The sequence below is a fragment of the Acetobacter malorum genome (assembly GCF_001580615.1).
Classification (GTDB): Bacteria; Pseudomonadota; Alphaproteobacteria; order Acetobacterales; family Acetobacteraceae; genus Acetobacter; species Acetobacter malorum.
In genome coordinates, this window is the sequence record NZ_LHZC01000051.1 from 36605 (window position 1) to 54381 (window position 17777).

Genomic DNA, 17777 nt, shown 5'->3' on the forward strand with positions numbered 1-17777 from the left:
ATGTTTTTTTCTATTGCTGGTTGTTTACGCAGCCTTTGAGTGTGTCAGGTTTCCTGCGCTCAAATGCCATAAATTGGTCTGCAATAACGGGTGCATTTTCAGGGTCCAGCATTTCCATATGGGTGCAGTTGATATCTGTCACCATCAGCTTGCCCGTTATGTAATTCTGCCAGAAAGCGGGGTTATCCCCCACGTCTTCCTTGCCCCGCTGCGTGGCGCGCAGAAACAGCAGGTCTGCCTGCACGCGCTGCGGCTGCCAGTTACGCATCATTTCCAGATTATGGCTGACACCCTGCCGTATGGTCTGCAAAAGGGTTGAAAAGGCAGCTTCATCCTGCACAAAAGCCTGTGCTTCCGGCAGCATGATCTCTACAATCCGATCAGCCAGATCATCCAGTGTTTCTGGCATGTTTTCAGAAAAATCGATCCCCAGCATGGCAATGGCGTTTTTCACCAGCCAGGCATCACCCATTCTGGCCAAATCCTGACCAGCCTCCAGCGCTGCCGGATCATGCAGCGGGTATGTATCCAGCATGACCAGTGCGGAAAGAGGCTCGCCTTCCGCCATCAGACGGGCCGCCACAGCATGGGCCACCAACCCGCCCATGGACCAGCCGACAAAACTGTACGGCCCATGTGGCTGAAGCGCACGGATCTGCTCCAGATAAAGTTCTGCCAGTTGCTGAATGGTCTGCGGCCGGTGGGGGCCATGCAGCAGCCCCATATCCTGCAAACCATAAACAGGCCGTTCCGCCGGAAGATGCGGCAGTAGCGCCGTAAAACCGAGAGACACCCCCAGAATGGGCGGAAAACAGAAAATCGGCTGGCCTGAGCCCTCGGCGCGCAGGGGCACAACCGTTTCCTCAAACACATCCGGCACGGCATGCTGGTGCTGCAGCAGCGGGGCCAGCCGGGCAATGGTGGGCGCACCAAACAAGGAAGCCACCGGGAGTTCATAACCCTGTTCAGTCAGGGCTGTGGCAACCTGCACGGCGGCGAGGCTATCTCCGCCAAGATCAAAAAAATTCTCGTTTATGCCGAAATCCTTGCGCTCCAGAATATCAGACCACAGGGTAAATAGAAGCTGTTCCTGCGCTGTTTGCGGGCTTTCATGCTGGGGGATATGCTTGGCATCCTCCGGCTCTGGCAGTATTTTTCTATTCAGTTTGCCCGATGCCGTAAGCGGTAGGGCGGCCAGCACCACAAAACGGGAGGGCACCATCTGGGCTGGCAGAAGCTCCTGCAAATGGGCGCGGAACAACGCAAAATTCTGGGCTTCTTCCTCTGGCGTCATGGTCTCCGTCTGTGCGGCAGCAGCAGGCACCAGATACGCCACAAGAACCGGCCCCTGCGCCTTTGGCCACACCCGCACCGCAGCCTGTACAATGCCGGGCAGAGTAAGCAATGCAGCTTCAATTTCCGCCGGTTCTGCCCGCACGCCTTTTATCTTGATCTGCGCATCCGTGCGGCCAAGCACGGTGATGGTACCATCAGGCTGCCGGACGGCGCGATCTCCGGTAAGATACAGGCGCGCATGAGGTATTTTGCTGAATGGGTCTGGCCGGAAAACCGCCTGTGTCAGATCAGGGCGGTCCAGATAGCCCGTGGCAACGCCAGCGCCCGCAATAGCCAGTTGCCCCGGTGTACCCACGGGCAGCAGGCCACCTGCGGGGTCCAGAACATAACATTGAGTATTGGCCAATGGCCGCCCCGCCGGGATGGGCTGGCCGCGTGAACCATCTTCCGCAGTGACGGCATGGAAGGTGGACCAGATTGTGGTCTCGGTCGGGCCATAAACATTGTAGACAGCGCGCGCATGTTTCTGAAGCGTGCGCGCCAGAGGCGCTGGCAGGGGCTCCCCGCCAGAAAGCACGCGCACCTGCGCCAGACACCGGCCCTGCCCGGCCCCAACCAGCATCTGCCACAAGGTTGGCGTGGCCTGCATGAGGGTGACACCATAGTGTTGCACAATGGCGGACAACAGAGTGGGGTCTGTCACGGTCTCGCGTCTGGCAAGCACCAGATGCGCACCGGCCTGAAGCGGCAACAGCAATTCCAGAATGGAAATATCAAATGTGACAGACGTAACGGATAACCAGCATTCCTGCGCGCCCAACGCCAGTTTATCCTGCATGGTGCACAAAAGATTGGTCAGGGCGGACCATGGCACCACCACGCCTTTGGGTGTGCCGGTAGTGCCGGAAGTATAGATGATATAAGCCGTATCCTGCAGCACCACTGGCGCACGCTGGGTATCCGGGTTGGAAAATACTGTTGCGGGTGAGCCGTCTTCCGCAAGCCCCAGAACGGCCGAACCATCTGGCAGGCCAGTTGGCAGGGTATCTTCTGTCAGAAACAGGGCGGGCCGGGCATTGGCGATAATGGCGGCATTGCGCTCACGCGGGCCACATCTGTCCAGCGAGAGCCACGCCGCCCCGGCGGCCATGGTGGCCAACATGCCGATCACCTGCCGTCTGTCTCTGGGTAGCATCAGGCCGACAACATCACCGGGGCCGATGCCGCACGCCATCAGATGCTCCGCCAGACCTTGCGCTGCATAGAGAAGAGCCGCGTAGGACACAGGACCTCGCCCATCCGTCACCGCCGTTGCCGTGGGGGCGTAGGCGGCATGCCGCGCCAGATCAGCCACAAGAGCGCGAGGGCCCCAGTTGCAGGCGGTTGCGGTTTCATCCGCCAGCAAAGCCTTGCCTTCGGCATCGTCAAGAAGCGGATAAGCGCCGACGGGCTGGGCGGGATCTGCCAGAATGGCCTTCATCAAACGCATCACGTGGCGCAGATGGCGCTCCAGCGCCGGGCCATCATACAGGGTCGGGTTGGCGTAAAGGCACAATGCCAGCCCCTGCCCGTCCTGACGATCAAACACAAAAAATGTCAGATCTTCCATCACCCCATTGCTAAGATTCCGGTTCCGTGCCGGGCTACCACCGAAGGCGAGATGGTAATCAAACGGCTCTATATTAATGCCAATGCGTGAGAGGTGCTGCTGTGTATCATGAAAACCCAGAACGCGCCGCAGATCCTCATACCGGAAAGCCTGATGCCGGAGCGCCCCGTGCAGGGCGCGGCGCGCCTGAAGCAGGATTTCTGAAAAACTCATAGTATATGACATAGCAAAACGCAACACCACGGCGTTTGCCGCCATGCCGGGTACACGCCGCATCTCCCGGTCCGTGCGGCCAGTAACGGGCATGCCAAGCGTGAGGTCTTCCTGCCCTGTCATGCGGAAGATGTAGGTGCTCAACAGGGCCGTGAGCATTTGCGGCAGCGTAACGCCAGTCTGCTGTGCCAGACCCTGCATCTGCCCCACCATGGCGGGCGGCACAAGCACATTGCGTTCCACAAACCCCAACCGCTGCAAAGGTGCTTCCGGCACACTGGGCGGCAGAGGAGAGGCCAGTGTGACTGCCTCGGGCGGGGCGGCAAGCTGGTGTTGCCAGTAAGCCTGATCTTTCTCGCGCCGGGGGCTGGTGCGGTAAGCCGCTTCCTGCGCAACAAGCCGTTCAAGGGGCAGGAACATGCACGGTGCGGGTTCGCGCCCTTCCACCATGGCATTGTACAGTTCGGCCACACGCGCCACAATCAGGCCACCGGAAAAGCCATCAAGCGCGATATGGTGACAACAATGAAACCAGATGAAATTGTCAGCAGAAAGCTTGATCAGCGCACAGGTCCATAACGGATCTTCCGCCAGATCAACCGGCTGACTGATGCGCTCCATCATCCAGTGTTGCGCCTGCACTGCGGCATCGGGCCGAGTGGAGAAATCCACAAACGGCAAGGGGCAGCGCAATGTGAGCAGAATGACCTGATAGGGGCCATCCGCCCCCATACGGATGCTTACCCGCGTGGTTTCCGCCTCCTGCGCTACCTGAACCAGAGCCGCACGAAACAGGACGGAATCAACCGGGCCAAGAATTTCCACTGCTTCCGCAATGTTGAACGTCCCGCCCTGCGTGCGCAGCAGGGTCCCCATCCAGACGCCGCGCTGAGCTGTTGTGAGCGGCAGGTGTGTTTCCTGTAATGTTTTTCCGCTCATTTAAAAGCCATGACTATATTGAATTATTATAAAAAAAACGAAAAAAACCAGGCCCTTCTTGCAAAGAAGAGCCTGGCTCGCACCATTCGTTACAACCTGATAGTTCAGGCAGAGCGAACGGTTAGCGTCACTGTCTTTTTCTCGTTCTTAAGATAAGGCCCTGCAGCAAGAACGCTGACTGAGAGGATCCCCATCTTGCCGTGCTTCAGTAGATCTCCCAGCGGCAGAGTTGCATTACCGTCCGTCCAGACAGCTCCCTGCCACTCCATGTCAGAGTGCCAGCCTTGAGGCTTTTCCGTGGTCAGGTGTGATGTGATTTCAACAGGCCGTTTTGCGCTAAGCAAACGAACAGATCCAACTGCAACCCCCATATAACGGCGATCATCCACAAAGGGACCGATCACATCACTAGGACGACTGGCCCGTGAAACAATGTGGACAGACTGTGTGCCGGGCGGCAGCATGAAGCTGTACTCTTTGCTGGTACGACGCATGGGACGAATGACCGCACCTGTTTCAGTGACCAGATGCAGATCTGGATCATTGGTCAGTTCAGGAGCAGATGGTGCCTGTTCTTTTGAGACCTTATCTTCGCGCCATTCGATGGCACGGAACAGGGGCTCGACAAAAGAACGCTCAACGTCCAGCGGCGCACCAGCATCATCTTCCCAGTTTTTGACAGCGCCACGAAGGGTCGCAATCTTGCCTTCCTGCCGGAAAGAAGACCGGTTGCCAGTGTCCAAATAGCTTTCGGTCAACATACCATCGGCCGTGATAACGGAATGCTGCTCTGTTTCCACATGGTAGTAATCATAGGACGAAATGGATTTATCGTAGAAAATAGACACACCATTGACCAGCATCCGGACTGGTACAAAACGGTCTTTAAAGAAAAGGCAATGTTCGGCTGTAATCAGCATATCCTTATACGGAACGCCATTGTCAATCGCGTCTTTCAGGATACGAACAGGCCAGCCAGCCTCGTCATCCGGCAGGCCGTGGCGGACATTGACATGCGCTTTACCGACCCAGACAACAGGACGCACGACGTCTGTATTATTCCGCCAGTCAAAAGCGACCACTTCGTCTCCGATGCAGACATCTTCGACAGCGACATCACCATCTACAGTACGGATCATGCTTCCTGCCAAGAAACAGGCACCGATATAAGTATTGCCGTTCAAATACGTGATTTTCAGTGGGTTATTGGTTAAATCATTAACATTATACGTATCGTTATTAAGCGTAACACCATCAGCTGGTTTAACAGCATATTCGGCAACAGTATTTCCGGAAGAATCTTTAAGAACAATGACTTTCTGAGAGGAATCCAGTCCGAAAAGGCCACCGTTTTCTATAGTATAAGTCGCAATAGGATTAGTTGTATTCTGTAGTTCGATCGTGTCTTTTGATGGATCATAATTGTTAAATGTTGTTGCATTCAGCGAACCGCTAGCCAAAAGACTAATGAGTGTCCCGCCACCATTGATGATAACGGTACCGCCACCTGTTCCAAAATTGACAGTAGAGCCTTCCAGAACGCTTGCAAGAGCTGCCCCTGTATTTAATGTGCCGCCGTATTCGATATTAACAGTTGAACCATTCAAGGCTCCGACAAGAGCGCTCCCTCCTGTTCCGGTTAATGTCGCAGTTCCCCCAACCACATTAACTGTGGTGCCGGTTAAAAGATTAGCAAGTCCATCGATGGATGTGTCACCACCTATGTAGTACGTATTTGCAGTTAACCCACCAACACCTACCGTAAAGTCACCAGTAGATCCAGGAAGACTAACATAGTTGCCAATACTTGCAAGATTTATAAGAACTGCAGAATCGCTTGATCCCGCAATAACATCCCCGCTTGCGCCAATCTGAATGATGTTAAGGACGTTAATGCCACGATTAATATTTGTCTGATTTAAAAGAGATGTTCCGGAAGAATCTGTGATCTTTACGTCGTAACTTGTCCCGTATACCGCTCCACTCAACAATCCAGTATATTGGTTTGTTGTTACTGTATATGTCAAACCATTAGAAGTTACAATTGTCCGTGTGCTTGAGACGGTATTAAATGCGTCCAAACCATGATGTGTTGTTGTTGTTTGACCAGTTACATCACTTACAATTGTAACTGTGTTTTCTTGATCGGTTGCTTCAGACATTTGTGCATAACTCCCTGATTTACGCAAGTGAGGCAAGTTCCACCCGCTTCATGAAATTCTCCTTAGTTTTATTTCATAGAAAAATTGTTTGCACAACAAAAACATCAACTGAAACAGAAAAAACCTAACAGATATTTTTTGCGTAAATCAGGAATTACTCAAACAGACATCGTGCTAAGATGCCCCTTTCCTGCACGGAAAAGAGGTGAAGCATGGGGCAGAAAATAGGGTATGCGCGGGTCAGCACAGTTGGACAGACCCTTGATATACAAATAAAAACTTTAAAAGAATTTGGTTGCGTAAAAATTTATCGCGAAAAAGCAAGCGGTGCTGATGCCGAGCGGTCACAGCTCAAAAAGCTGATTGCCTCGTTGGGTGAAGGTGACATCGTGGTTGTCACGCGTATCGACAGACTCGCTCGCAGCACTTTCGATCTCTTTTCTATAGTTAAAGAGATTACGAATAAAAAGTCACAGTTTCATTCAATAGCTGAACCGTGGACCGATACGAGCACCAGCACAGGACGATTGATGCTTGCGGTCCTTGGGGGGCTCGCTGACGTCGAACGCGATCTGATCAGAACGAGAACATCCGAAGGGCGAGTCAGAGCCATCCAGCAGGGCAAGCAAATGGGCCGCCCGTCCAGACTGACTACCGTTCAGAAAAGGGAAATCAGGGCAAAAAGAAAAAATGGAACGGCTCTCAAGTCTTTGGCAACAACCTATGGACTCAGTGAAAGTGCTATCTCCCGAATTGCCCGGTCCCATGATACGAGGGAAACGACGACAGAATTTCCATCTGACACCCATTGTGACTCATGAAATAGTTTTCAATAAACTTAAATAAGACATACGACGATAGATCATAAATTAGGTTTATGCTATAAAACTTAAATACGGATCGAATTTTTGTCTCATGTTTAAGGTTTTTGCCGTGAACCGTCAGGACTTAACGGGAGGCGTCAGAGAGTGTCTGGTCCGCCTGCCTTCCCCTTATGAGAACCATTATGGCGTTGTCCCACCATCTCCACCTGAAAGTGGAGTGTATCTGGATGACATCACAGCCTTGCACTCTCAGGCAATGGCCACGCTGGGAGAAATTGCAGAATGGGCACGGACGTCAACCGATCCCTATCTCATCAGCAGAACCCTCCGCAGCAGGGAGGCCGTCAGCAGTTCCGCGATGGAAGGCACCCATAGCACTCTTGATGAACTCCTGATCGTTGACGAAGACGATGAACTGGCTACGCAGGAAACACGTCAGGTCAGGGACTATGCACTGGCGCTTGAAAAGTTCCTGCCCCTAGCCGCTACATCAGGCAGAACCGTTTTCACGCTCGACACCGTGCTGGCACTACATCGGGAAGTCATGAAGCATGACATATCCTATATCGGCACTCCCGGCGCATTACGGATGACCGTTGTCTGGATTGGTGGCAGCAGACATAACATCGCCTATTCCACCTACAACCCGCCCCCGCCTGATCGGGTGCCCCAGTGTCTTCAAAACACACTGGATTATATGGCGGCAGATGGCATGCAGATGATGACGCAATCACCCATCACGCGGGTTGCTATCGCCCATGCCCATTTTGAAGCTGTCCATCCATTTAGGGACGGCAATGGACGGGTAGGCAGGCTTTTGATCCCGATGATGCTGGCAGCAGAAAAAGAGCCATCTCTCTATCTCTCTTCCTATGTTGAAGCGTACAAACAGGACTATTACGACGCGCTGAAACAGGCTCAGCAGAAACTAAACTGGCTTCCCCTGATTGCCTTCATGTCACAGGCCATTATTGGGACTGTGCAGGAATTCAAAGCTGTCAGGAAGGCGATCGAAACGCTGAAAGTAGACTGGCTGAGCAGACGTTCATACAGAAAGAACTCCGCAGCGCTGAGAGCACTGGATGTTCTGGTTGATTGCCCGGTCATTACAGCGACACGACTGGGGAAAATTCTAGACATTTCTGCTCCTGCAACCAAGACTGCGCTGGAACAACTACAGGCCGCAGGCGTTTTAGTGGAACGCACCGGGTATACCAGAAACCGGATATTTTCTGCCCCCGAGGTGATGGCGATCATCAACAGACCATTCGGGGAACGATGACTTAAAATTCAAAAAAGCCGTTCTTTCATATAAAAGAACGGCTTCTATTAAATAAAATATTATATTTTTATTGTTTTGGAATATATTTCATAAACTCAATTACGGCTCGGTACAGTTCTTTCCTACTCTTTGTTTCCGACATTGCCCTCCACAAGCTAAAACGTGCTGATAATTTCAAGACGGCTATAGTGACCTCATCAGAATGGCGCATCAGAACAACAAGGCTGGCACCGCTAGGACCGTTGCGAGCACTTAACCAGTTTCCAACTGTTCGTACATTAGCTCCTGTTAGTCGAGCGATATGTTTTATGTGTGCTGGCGTGCTTCCAAAATCTCGTCGGAGTGCATCCGCAATAATGGTTGCAAAGGCCGCATCCGTATCAGCCGATGGATCCAGAGGAAATTTATTTCCTTTATCTGCGCGAAAATTTCGGTCCTTTTTTGTAAACGACATTCCACGTTCCTTTGCATTACAAAAACGATTGTCTGGATGCGATCGATTCAGATCGACCGCACCGTGATCGTGATGCAAAATGTGGGCGGGTTGCTTCTCCGTCTTGAAAGCATAGAGCTGGGGATGAGAGTGGAAGCAGTAGGAGCAACGATTCCGGTGCGGGCCGCCCAATATGTGCGGATGTCAACCGACCATCAAAAATACTCCACAGAAAATCAGGCGGAAATTATCGCTGCCTATGCTGGACGGAGGAATTTTCAGATTGTTCGCAATTATGCCGACGAAGGACGTAGCGGCCTCAATATTGCTGGACGTGACTCTCTAAAACGCTTGATTGAAGACGTCCGAAGTGGAGCCGCCGATTTCGAGGCAATTCTCGTCTACGATATCAGTCGTTGGGGGCGTTTTCAGGATGCCGATGAAAGCGCCTATTACGAGTTTATATGCCGCGAACGTGGGATTAACATCCATTATTGTGCTGAACAATTTGATAACGATGGAAGCCTGTCATCTAATGTCATGAAAAGTATCAAGCGCGTGATGGCTGGAGAATATAGCCGCGAGTTGTCCGGTAAGGTTTTCACCGGGCAATGTCGCCTGATTACGCTTGGTTATCGGCAGGGTGGCCCTGCTGGCTATGGCCTGAGGCGCTTTCTCGTAAACGAAAATAATGAGCCCAAGGCTCCCCTCGCCCGAGGGGAACACAAAAGTCTTCAAACTGATCGCGTTATCCTTGTTCCCGGACCGGATGAAGAAGTTGAGACGGTCAGCCGGATTTATAAGCTGTTTATTCTTGAGCACCGCTCAGAACGTGAAATTGCGACAATACTCAATGGCGAAGGTCGAACAACAGACCTAGGAAAACCCTGGACGCATGCAGTAATCCGTCAGATTTTAAGCAACGAGAAGTATATAGGGAACAATGTTTACAATCGTGTTTCTTTCAAACTGAAACAGAAACGCGTTGTGAATGATGCCGATATGTGGGTTCGTGGTGATGGCGTTTTTGAAGGAATTGTCAACCCTGCCCTATTTGAAGCAGCGCAAACAATTTTCGCGCAAAGAGCTCGTCGCTTTACTAATGAAGAGCTTTTGAAAATGCTGTCAGATCTTCTTGCCTGTCGCGGTGTTCTTTCGGGCATGATTATCAACGAAGTTGAGGAAATGCCGTCGAGTGCTGCTTACCGGCATCGTTTTGGCAGTCTTCTCCGTGCCTACGAACTCATTGGTTATCAGCCTGCACGCGATTACCGTTACGTCGAAACCAACCGTCAGCTTCGACTGATGCACCCCGAAGTGGTCGCTGAAACCATCGCAGGAATTGAAGCCATTGGTGGCAGTGTGACCTCTAACGCTCGCAATGACCTGCTTTTAGTGAATCATGAAGTAACGCTTGCGTTCGTTATTTCTCGTTGTCAGAGCACTGCTGCTGGCTCTCTTCGCTGGAAGGTTCGTCTGGATACCAGTTTGCGACCGGATGTGACTGTCGTTGTCAGACTCAACCCGGACAATAAAACTGTGAAAGATTATTACCTTCTGCCGTGGCTGGATATTGGTCACAAACCCAAGCTGGGAATGGCGGAAGATAACGGGATTAACCTGGACTCTTTCAGAACAGATGATTTGTCCCCTCTTTTTCACTTGCTGCGTCGTCATACGTTGGAAGGACCGCTGTAATGTCCAAAATCGTCATGATCCCCACGAATTCTATTGAGGTTTTGAACCCACGCGTTCGCAACAAGAAAATATTTGAAGAGTTGGTCGAGAGCATTCGCAAAGTTGGGTTGAAGCGTCCCATTACTGTCCGACATGCACCAAATGGTGAGCATTACGAACTCATCTGTGGTCAAGGACGACTGGAGGCCTTTCAAAAGCTTGGTCAAATAGAAATACCGGCCATGCTCATCGACGCAACGCGTGACGAATGCTTTGTGATGAGTTTGGTCGAAAATTTAGCACGAAGGAACCTCTCTCCTCTTGAGCTTATCCGTGAAGTTGGTTCTCTGCGTGAGCGAGGATATAGCAACGCTGAAATAGCGGAAAAGGTCGGATTTAGCGCTGATTATGTCTATTCCATTAATGGTCTTTTGGAAAAAGGCGAGGAACGATTACTTGATGCTGTAGAGCGCGGAATCATTCCTCACACAATCGCAGCAGAAATTGCGAGGGCAACAGATGCCGATGTTCAGAGAGCGCTTACGGAAGCTTATGAATCTGGAGAGCTTCCTGGAGGCCAGGTTCTGGCCATTCGTCGGATTGTTGGAGAACGCAACACCATTGGCAAAGGTATGCGATCAGCACGACCTAGTAACAGAGCCGGACAGCCGGCAACTGCTACGGCCTTGGTTCGAGCTTATCAAAAAGAAGTAGATCGGCAGAAAATGCTAGTGAAAAAAGCGCATCTTACCCAAGGTCGTCTTACTTTCGTTGTTGGGGCGATGGGGAAATTACTGACTGAAGATCATTTCGTGCAATTACTGAGAGCAGAAGGGTTAGCCACCTTGCCCCAACCGATTGCAGACCGACTTGGTATTGGGCAAGGTCGGTCATGAGTAAGCCTGTTCGCATTTCTTTTAAGCGGGAGGCGCACAAAGTGCCTCTTGATTCAATCCTTCCTCTCCGTCCTATGACCAAACGGATTACAGACTCAAAACGGTATGAACGGATTGCAACTTCTGTTGGTGCGGTTGGTGTGATTGAGCCTCTGGTCGTTGCCAAAGCTGGTCGAGATGGGCGACATATGCTTCTTGATGGCCATTTACGGCTACATGCCCTGCGAGAACAAAATATAGAAAGCACTCTTTGTATTATTTCTGACGATGATGAAGCCTTCACCTATAATAAGCGCGTTAACCGTCTGGCAACGGTGCAAGAACATTACATGATTTCCCGTGCCATTGATCGTGGCGTACCTCCAGCCATGATTGCCAAAGCTTTGGGCATTGATGAAAAAGTTGTTTTACATCGACGCAACCTGCTTGACGGCATTGCTCCAGGCGCAGTTGAGCTTCTGAAAGATCGACCGATTAACCCGCATATTTTTAATATTCTGCGGAAGATGAAGCCACTCAAACAAACCGAAACGGCCGAACTTATGGTGGCGATGAATAATTTTACGGCCACTTACGCTAAGGCAATTCTTGCGGCGTCGAAGCAAACGGATCTTGCGAAACCGGACCGGCCCAAGTCAGTTTCAGGTCTTACATCTGAGCAGATGGCTAGAATGGAGCGCGAGATGGAAAGTCTGACTAAAGATTATCAAGCTCTTGAAGCAACCTTTGGAGATGATGTTCTTCAGCTTGTTCTAGCATCTCGTTATCTCGGACGTCTTATACAAAATACCAATATTGTTGGGTATCTTGAAGCACGTTATCCAGAAATTATCGTTGAATTCAGAACCATTGTATCCGCAACATCTCTTGATCCGAACTAATTTTATAAATTCATCTTTTCTCAGAACAGTCTGAAGATTTTTTATATATTGACCGTTATTAACCTCTTTCCAAAATCACCCAAATACGGTTAGACTTTCCTCAAGGTGTTCCCAGATTGTTTAACCAATTCTAGGAACCAGAACACTAACCGGAAGACAGCACGTCGCATTTTTTTTGCTGTTTCAAGGGGTTAGAAAAGTGTCACTGCGGGTTGATGCAGGTTCGAGTCCCGCAGTTCGGATGGCTTCTTTTTATATTTAAAATCAGTAAATTATATTCTTAAAAAACTTATTATAATTATTAATAAATTTAGTTCTTATTTATATTAAATCTCATTTTTCCCTCGTCTTTTTGAGGTTTCTCACTCTCCATTCCCCAAAGGATTTTGGATTTCTTTCCTTCCTTCTGGTTTTTTCAATGAGTGAGACCTCGTTCTTCTTCCTTTTGAACGAGAGAAAAAATATCCATGTCACATCATGACTCTATAGCGTCTGCCGTCGAAGCAGATGTCTTCCAGATAGCAGCACTACATCACCTTCTGAGCTTCACTCTTGCCGAGTGTCTGGACGGAAATGTCTACGATACCTCTGTCCTTGAAGGGGCCGTGGTCCTTACGCGTGTGATCAACCAGAAATTCAATCGCGTGACGAAAGCCATTCTGGACGGACCATCTGTGCAGCAGGATTGATCCCGACAGACGTCCTCATCACACTTTTCATCTTCCCCCCCATCATGTGTCGCTATCGAACAGTCCGTTGCTGCACAGACATAAAGTTCTTCAGGACATCACCCATGACTTATGACCGCTTCAATAACCAGATGCCACACTGGCTGTCAGACCAGTTCTTCCGTCCGGCAGAGTTGGACGACTATGCGCGCATCTCCCGTGAACTGCTTGTTACTCCCACACCACAGATGCTTGAATTCTGTGATGGCGGCCAGGAAATCGTTTCCCGCTACAACACTGACAAGGCCCTCTGGCGCCTGTTTCGTCAGAAAGTCACTGAACGCCATCTGGATCTGCCTGTGTGGCAGCAGGAAGTGTGCATCAATGGCCACAAAATTAGCAGCATGGTCGAATTGGCCGTGTATCGCCGACTGCTTCTGGAGGCACCTGACACTTTGAATCTCAGAATACAGCCTTTTATTCGAGAACTGGACTACAAGGGGCAAGCTGATTTCAGTCTTTTCTGTAAAGGTCATCCTACTCTTTATATTGAAGTAGCGGGGACCGTGACCAGCCAGGGCAAATCAGTCTCCAAGGCGGCAGAAAGCTTCAGGCCAGGCATTGAAGAGCGCCTTTTTCGGTATGTCGGAGTTGCACCTGTCGAGGTGATTCATGTTGACGAGGTCTGTCATATTAAAGTGCAGACGGAACGCGTCAGGCACATCGTAAACCGGGCACGCTCAGTATGACTTCCAGCACTAAAAAATGCGTAAATCATGTAGGGGATACAGGTGCGTCATACGGTGCACCTCTCTCACCTCTGCCAACCTTCTTCTACGGGAAGGCCCTGCCATCCCCCATATATTTCTCTGCGAAATTTTTACCAGACCTTGCGGTTCCGGAGCCAATGAGCCAGAATTGAGCCAGTCTGGATGATGATCTCCAGTGATTTCGAATGAAGTGAAATGAACTGAAATAGCTTAATATCAATGATATAGAAGATTATCTGGCTGTTTCCTTGAACTATATAGCGCCCTCTCACGGCGGCAACACGGGTTCGAATCCCGTACGGGACGCCATTGATATGCCAAGGAATTTTGGTTTATCCACAGATGGCTTAGCGGTCCACATGGACCACAATGACAGCGTTCCTCAATCAAGAAAATCTTGTACCCCACCCCTAACCCGTACTATGCTCACGGGGCTGCGGCGGCGTGGATGGACACGCAATACGGGACAGTTCGGAGCTACGCTCCAAATCAGGCCACGGCCCCCATTGAACGGCGGGGAGTTCGTATCACGAGCCGGTATCAAGCCCGGCCCGCAACAACAGGTTTCAGTTGTCCGGAAACTCCGGACAACTGACGGGCGCCAGACCCGAACCGCTCTGCTTCGGCATCGGCATCGGTCTCTCTGGAAGTCGTCGGGTGCACACGGCGCAGAGGCGGAGTGGCCCTGAGGGTCTTACATACCGCCGCGACGGTGGAAGCCCGTCAACTATTTGGTATTTCCCAAGAGTTCTACCCGCCATAAGATGGCCGAGGCGCGATAACCAGCAGCACTCAGTTATTGCGCCACTCGCGGCCTTTTCTCACACGCCAGAACCAGAGACCGACACGCCGCATATGGCCCGGCCAGCGTAGCACTCGGCCCGGTGTATTCCACCTGAGACACAACCCCGGCGCGTATCCTTGCAACCATATGGCAAGTGCCATGGCCGCCAAGGTCCATTTCAAACGAGAGCGGAGTCTTGATCGTCAGCGGCCCCTGCACCTGCTGGTCCTGCCGCCATTCCAGCACCTCACCATCCGGCAGGGTCTCCCGGTTGTCCGGCACCCCGGCGCAGGCAATCAGGTCCGCCCGGCCCATGCCGATCAGGTCATGTTTGGCACGGGTTGGCAGGCTGGAGCAGGCGGAGAGAAGGATGGCGGCCAGCAGGCCGGCCTTATCCAAACGGATCATCGCGCCGCCTCCCCCACGACAGCAACGCCGCCAGCCCAGACCCCAGCACCAAAGTGCTGAGGCTCCCAAGGATCAGGCCGCATTCAAAGCCGCTCATTTTACCGCCAGAGTGGAGAGCGCCGTAGCCTCTGCCGTGCTGCTGACACTGGTCAGGCTGATGCCAAGCATGCCCTCGAATGCGTCGATCACGGTCAGCAGCGCATTGAAGGTGGTGATGGCCGTGTTCACCACGCTGCTGGTGACGGCCTGCTGCGCCGCGACCAGCCCGGCCCGTAGCGCTACAGCCGCATTGTTGAGGTCCACCAGCAGCGTATCAATCCGGGTTTTGGCGTCCGTGTTGTCGTAGCTGAGCCGCCGGGTCAAACGCCTGATTCCACCCCTCAAGGATCGTCAGAAGGCGGGAAGAATTGGCGTATTGAGACAGGACCGTTTTTGCATAGTCCTGCATATCATGTCACCGTAACGACAATGTTGGATGCGTCGAGTGTGGGGATCTGGTCGATTTGCATCTGCACCGTGAAGTCGGTCGGCTCGGCTGCGGTCCCTATCGTGATTTCGATGATCTGCACCCATGTCCCGAGCGCGGCTACTGCTGAATAATAGCGGCTCGCGAAGAGCTTCCCGCCGATGCGGGCCCGGCCGCCTCCATCCTGACCATTGAACGCCGCCAGAATAGCGGTCTGGATCTCCGTTGCTGCCGTAGACGGCACTGCGCTGGAGCTTTGCAGGCTCACGGATATATAGACCGGCGCTGGGGTGGCGCGCGTAAACTGGACGGTGTAGCTCGGCGCAGTGCTGTAGCCGCTGTTGGTATCTGTCACTGTGACGGATGTTGTGCCCGTATACCCACATCCCGGCGGCTTCTTGCGCAGGATGGCCTGAGCCACATCCTCATCCGTGCCACCGTTGACGCAAACGAATAGGCTAATTACATCTTCGTAAAGCGGACTATGCTTCGCCGTTTATCGCGTAGCAGTGGAACCTGAATAGGACGTTGGTCCGCATTCGGCGAGAAAATAGAAAAACCTTGCTCAGAGAATTTTTTGTCAATAATTTTATTCTTTGATGATTTAACTCATGACTTGAGGCTCACAGTTGGAAATAAATCTAGATATAATATCAATGTAATTATTATATTTATAACAACTACAGAAGGAGTATTTCGCCATTTCAGTAATCAAGAAAGCCACAGGCCTCACCTCAACCGAGCAATATCTTAGCAAAATTGCAGACGATACGTTTCTCGACCTCTGGTCTTGGCCAAACGTGTTTAGAAAACCCGGGAAAGAGTTATGCGATCTTTTCGTGGTTTGTGGTGATGACATAATAATATTCAGTGACAAGAATATCACATGGCCAGAATCAACCGATAATATCTCAGAATTAGCATGGAAGCGATGGTATAATCGCGCGATTGAGGAATCTGTTAAGAAAATCCGGAAAGCTGATACTTCTATAAGAAAAAATCCTCAGGCGATTTTTGCAGATGCAAAATGTGAGCATCGGATTCCGATTGAACTGCCGCCAATTGACCGTAGACGAGTCCATGGGATCTGCGTGACTACAGGAGGGGAGCAGGCGGCGTCGTCCTATTTTGACGATCCAGATGGGACATTCATGATTATGCCTTTTCTCCGCGGGAAAGATCATGTCGACTTTACTCGCCCACATCATATGCCGTTTTGCATTGGTGACGTCGATCCAGATGGTCCGTTTGTCCATGTATTCAATATGGCAACGCTCGATGTTGTCATGTCAGAATTCGATACAATAACCGATTTCACAAAATATCTTAACGCTAGAGCAGATATCATCCGATCAGGCAGATTATCATTTTCCCCAAGTGAAACAGAGATGGTGGCCAATTACCTGCAGACGATAGGGCCGGACGGAGAACATCGTTTCCCTATGACATCAGATGTGCGAGGTGCCAAATTCGACTCTGACATGGCCATCGCGTTTGTACAGGGCGAATATGCCTGTCTCGTCCACTCCCCCGAATATCAACGACGCGAGGCGGCAAACCGCACCTCATATGAGTGGGATCGGCTTATCGGCTTTTTCACCCATCACGTGTTAAACGGCACTCAATTTCGTATCCTCGATACAGATCCTACCGTTGAACTTGCAGAACGTGGGCTGCGTATCATGGCGAGAGAAGATCGAGTCCAACGGCGTGCGCTTGCAAGCGCAATAATTGGCGCACGCAAGGCGCTCGAAGAGCAGAAAGCGGGACGGCTCACCCGTATCGCAGTGACGCGTGATCGATCTACAAACGAAAAGGTCGCTTATGTCTTTCTGGTCCTCGCCGGTGCCAATTCAATGGAGCAAGAGAGCTACCGACGGGTCAGGGCAATGATTCTGGAGACGTATTGCCTTGCTACACTGCACGACGACTGTGATATCAAACTGTGCGTAGGGATCGCCGTTATGGCGATATCTGAAGAAGGCGAATCCGAGGATCTTATTGCCATTCCTCAGCAAAAATGGACACCTAAAGACATCGAAGAGTTAAGCGTGGCTCGCAAAAATTTTGATGTCCTGCAAAAGCCACTCAAACTAAAAACCATACCCTTTCATGTTCATGCGACCAGCTTTCCACCAGACCCTGCATTTGAAGGTATGAGTCGCCAGCAACGACGTGCGCTAGAACGTCAAAGAGCCAAACAACAAGGGCGAGTAAGGTAACAAATAAAGCGCAGCTCAACGTGAACAGATGTCTATTTATTGATATTTGTATCCGTAACCTGACATTCCGCTCTCCCCCAAATCTGACATCAAGAGGGGGTTCACGGGGGAGAGCAGTGCTCTCCCCCTGACCAGTTTGCAAACCATCGCGACACAACGTGTCCGCTGGTTTGCACGACTGGCTCTCCTCTTTTCTCTCCTCTTTTTTGACAAGTTAGCTTCACGCCATACATGGTTCCTTCTCTCT

The 17777-nt window shown here is 51.3% G+C and carries 14 protein-coding genes; 8 read left to right on the forward strand and 6 right to left on the reverse strand.

Going from position 1 to position 17777, the window contains the following annotated elements:
• Nucleotides 1–10 precede the first annotated feature (10 nt).
• Together AD930_RS09405 and AD930_RS09410 are read right to left on the reverse strand one after the other, a co-directional pair.
• Nucleotides 11–4057 (reverse strand): non-ribosomal peptide synthetase, encoded by a 4047-nt coding sequence (locus tag AD930_RS09405; RefSeq protein ID WP_061506034.1) that lies wholly within the window; start codon nt 4055–4057, stop codon nt 11–13.
• 104 nt (nt 4058–4161) lie between these two features.
• Complete coding sequence (locus tag AD930_RS09410) at nt 4162–6219, reverse strand: Hint domain-containing protein (RefSeq protein ID WP_082781808.1); 2058 nt, start codon at nt 6217–6219, stop codon at nt 4162–4164.
• A gap of 212 nt (nt 6220–6431) precedes the next feature.
• Between AD930_RS09410 and AD930_RS09415 the strand changes: the two genes are divergently transcribed.
• A complete protein-coding gene (locus AD930_RS09415) occupies nt 6432–7040 on the forward strand; it encodes a recombinase family protein (RefSeq protein WP_052403797.1) in 609 nt (202 codons plus the stop codon).
• Nucleotides 7041–7152: 112 nt separating this feature from the next.
• Complete coding sequence (locus tag AD930_RS09420) at nt 7153–8325, forward strand: Fic family protein (RefSeq protein WP_061506090.1); 1173 nt, start codon at nt 7153–7155, stop codon at nt 8323–8325.
• A 67-nt stretch (nt 8326–8392) separates the two neighbouring features.
• Here AD930_RS09420 and AD930_RS17820 read toward each other — a convergent pair whose 3' ends face one another.
• Nucleotides 8393–8779 carry a hypothetical protein gene (locus tag AD930_RS17820; protein WP_156102496.1) on the reverse strand — a complete coding sequence of 129 codons (387 nt, stop codon included), beginning with the start codon at nt 8777–8779 and terminating at the stop codon, nt 8393–8395.
• Between the two features lie 36 nt (nt 8780–8815).
• Between AD930_RS17820 and AD930_RS09425 the strand changes: the two genes are divergently transcribed.
• The 5 genes from AD930_RS09425 to AD930_RS09445 all read left to right on the forward strand — a co-directional run bounded on the left by AD930_RS09425 (nt 8816) and on the right by AD930_RS09445 (nt 13629).
• Nucleotides 8816–10456 carry a recombinase family protein gene (locus AD930_RS09425; RefSeq protein WP_264820952.1) on the forward strand — a complete coding sequence of 547 codons (1641 nt, stop codon included), beginning with the start codon at nt 8816–8818 and terminating at the stop codon, nt 10454–10456.
• Nucleotides 10456–11331 carry a plasmid partitioning protein RepB C-terminal domain-containing protein gene (locus AD930_RS09430; RefSeq protein WP_043550782.1) on the forward strand — a complete coding sequence of 292 codons (876 nt, stop codon included), beginning with the start codon at nt 10456–10458 and terminating at the stop codon, nt 11329–11331. The genes AD930_RS09425 and AD930_RS09430 overlap by 1 nt, the downstream gene beginning before the upstream one ends.
• A complete protein-coding gene (locus tag AD930_RS09435; RefSeq protein WP_061506035.1) occupies nt 11328–12212 on the forward strand; it encodes a plasmid partitioning protein RepB C-terminal domain-containing protein in 885 nt (294 codons plus the stop codon). The genes AD930_RS09430 and AD930_RS09435 overlap by 4 nt, the downstream gene beginning before the upstream one ends.
• A 467-nt stretch (nt 12213–12679) precedes the next feature.
• A complete protein-coding gene (locus tag AD930_RS09440; RefSeq protein ID WP_043551550.1) occupies nt 12680–12901 on the forward strand; it encodes a hypothetical protein in 222 nt (73 codons plus the stop codon).
• Nucleotides 12902–13005: 104 nt separating this feature from the next.
• Nucleotides 13006–13629: a hypothetical protein gene (locus tag AD930_RS09445; RefSeq protein WP_043551548.1), complete on the forward strand. Its 624-nt coding sequence runs from the start codon at nt 13006–13008 to the stop codon at nt 13627–13629.
• An 817-nt stretch (nt 13630–14446) separates the two neighbouring features.
• On the opposite strand, the gene AD930_RS09450 is transcribed toward AD930_RS09445, so the two are convergent.
• From AD930_RS09450 to AD930_RS09460, 3 genes are all read right to left on the reverse strand, one after another.
• Nucleotides 14447–14842: a hypothetical protein gene (locus AD930_RS09450; protein WP_061506036.1), complete on the reverse strand. Its 396-nt coding sequence runs from the start codon at nt 14840–14842 to the stop codon at nt 14447–14449.
• A 93-nt stretch (nt 14843–14935) separates the two neighbouring features.
• A complete protein-coding gene (locus AD930_RS09455; protein WP_061506037.1) occupies nt 14936–15205 on the reverse strand; it encodes a hypothetical protein in 270 nt (89 codons plus the stop codon).
• Nucleotides 15206–15291: 86 nt separating this feature from the next.
• A complete protein-coding gene (locus tag AD930_RS09460) occupies nt 15292–15729 on the reverse strand; it encodes a hypothetical protein (RefSeq protein WP_208598595.1) in 438 nt (145 codons plus the stop codon).
• Nucleotides 15730–16108: 379 nt separating this feature from the next.
• Here AD930_RS09460 and AD930_RS09465 point away from each other — a divergent pair, with 379 nt between their 5' ends.
• On the forward strand, nt 16109–17530 hold the full coding sequence (locus AD930_RS09465) for a hypothetical protein (protein ID WP_156476967.1): 1422 nt from the start codon (nt 16109–16111) through the stop codon (nt 17528–17530).
• Nucleotides 17531–17777 lie beyond the last annotated feature (247 nt).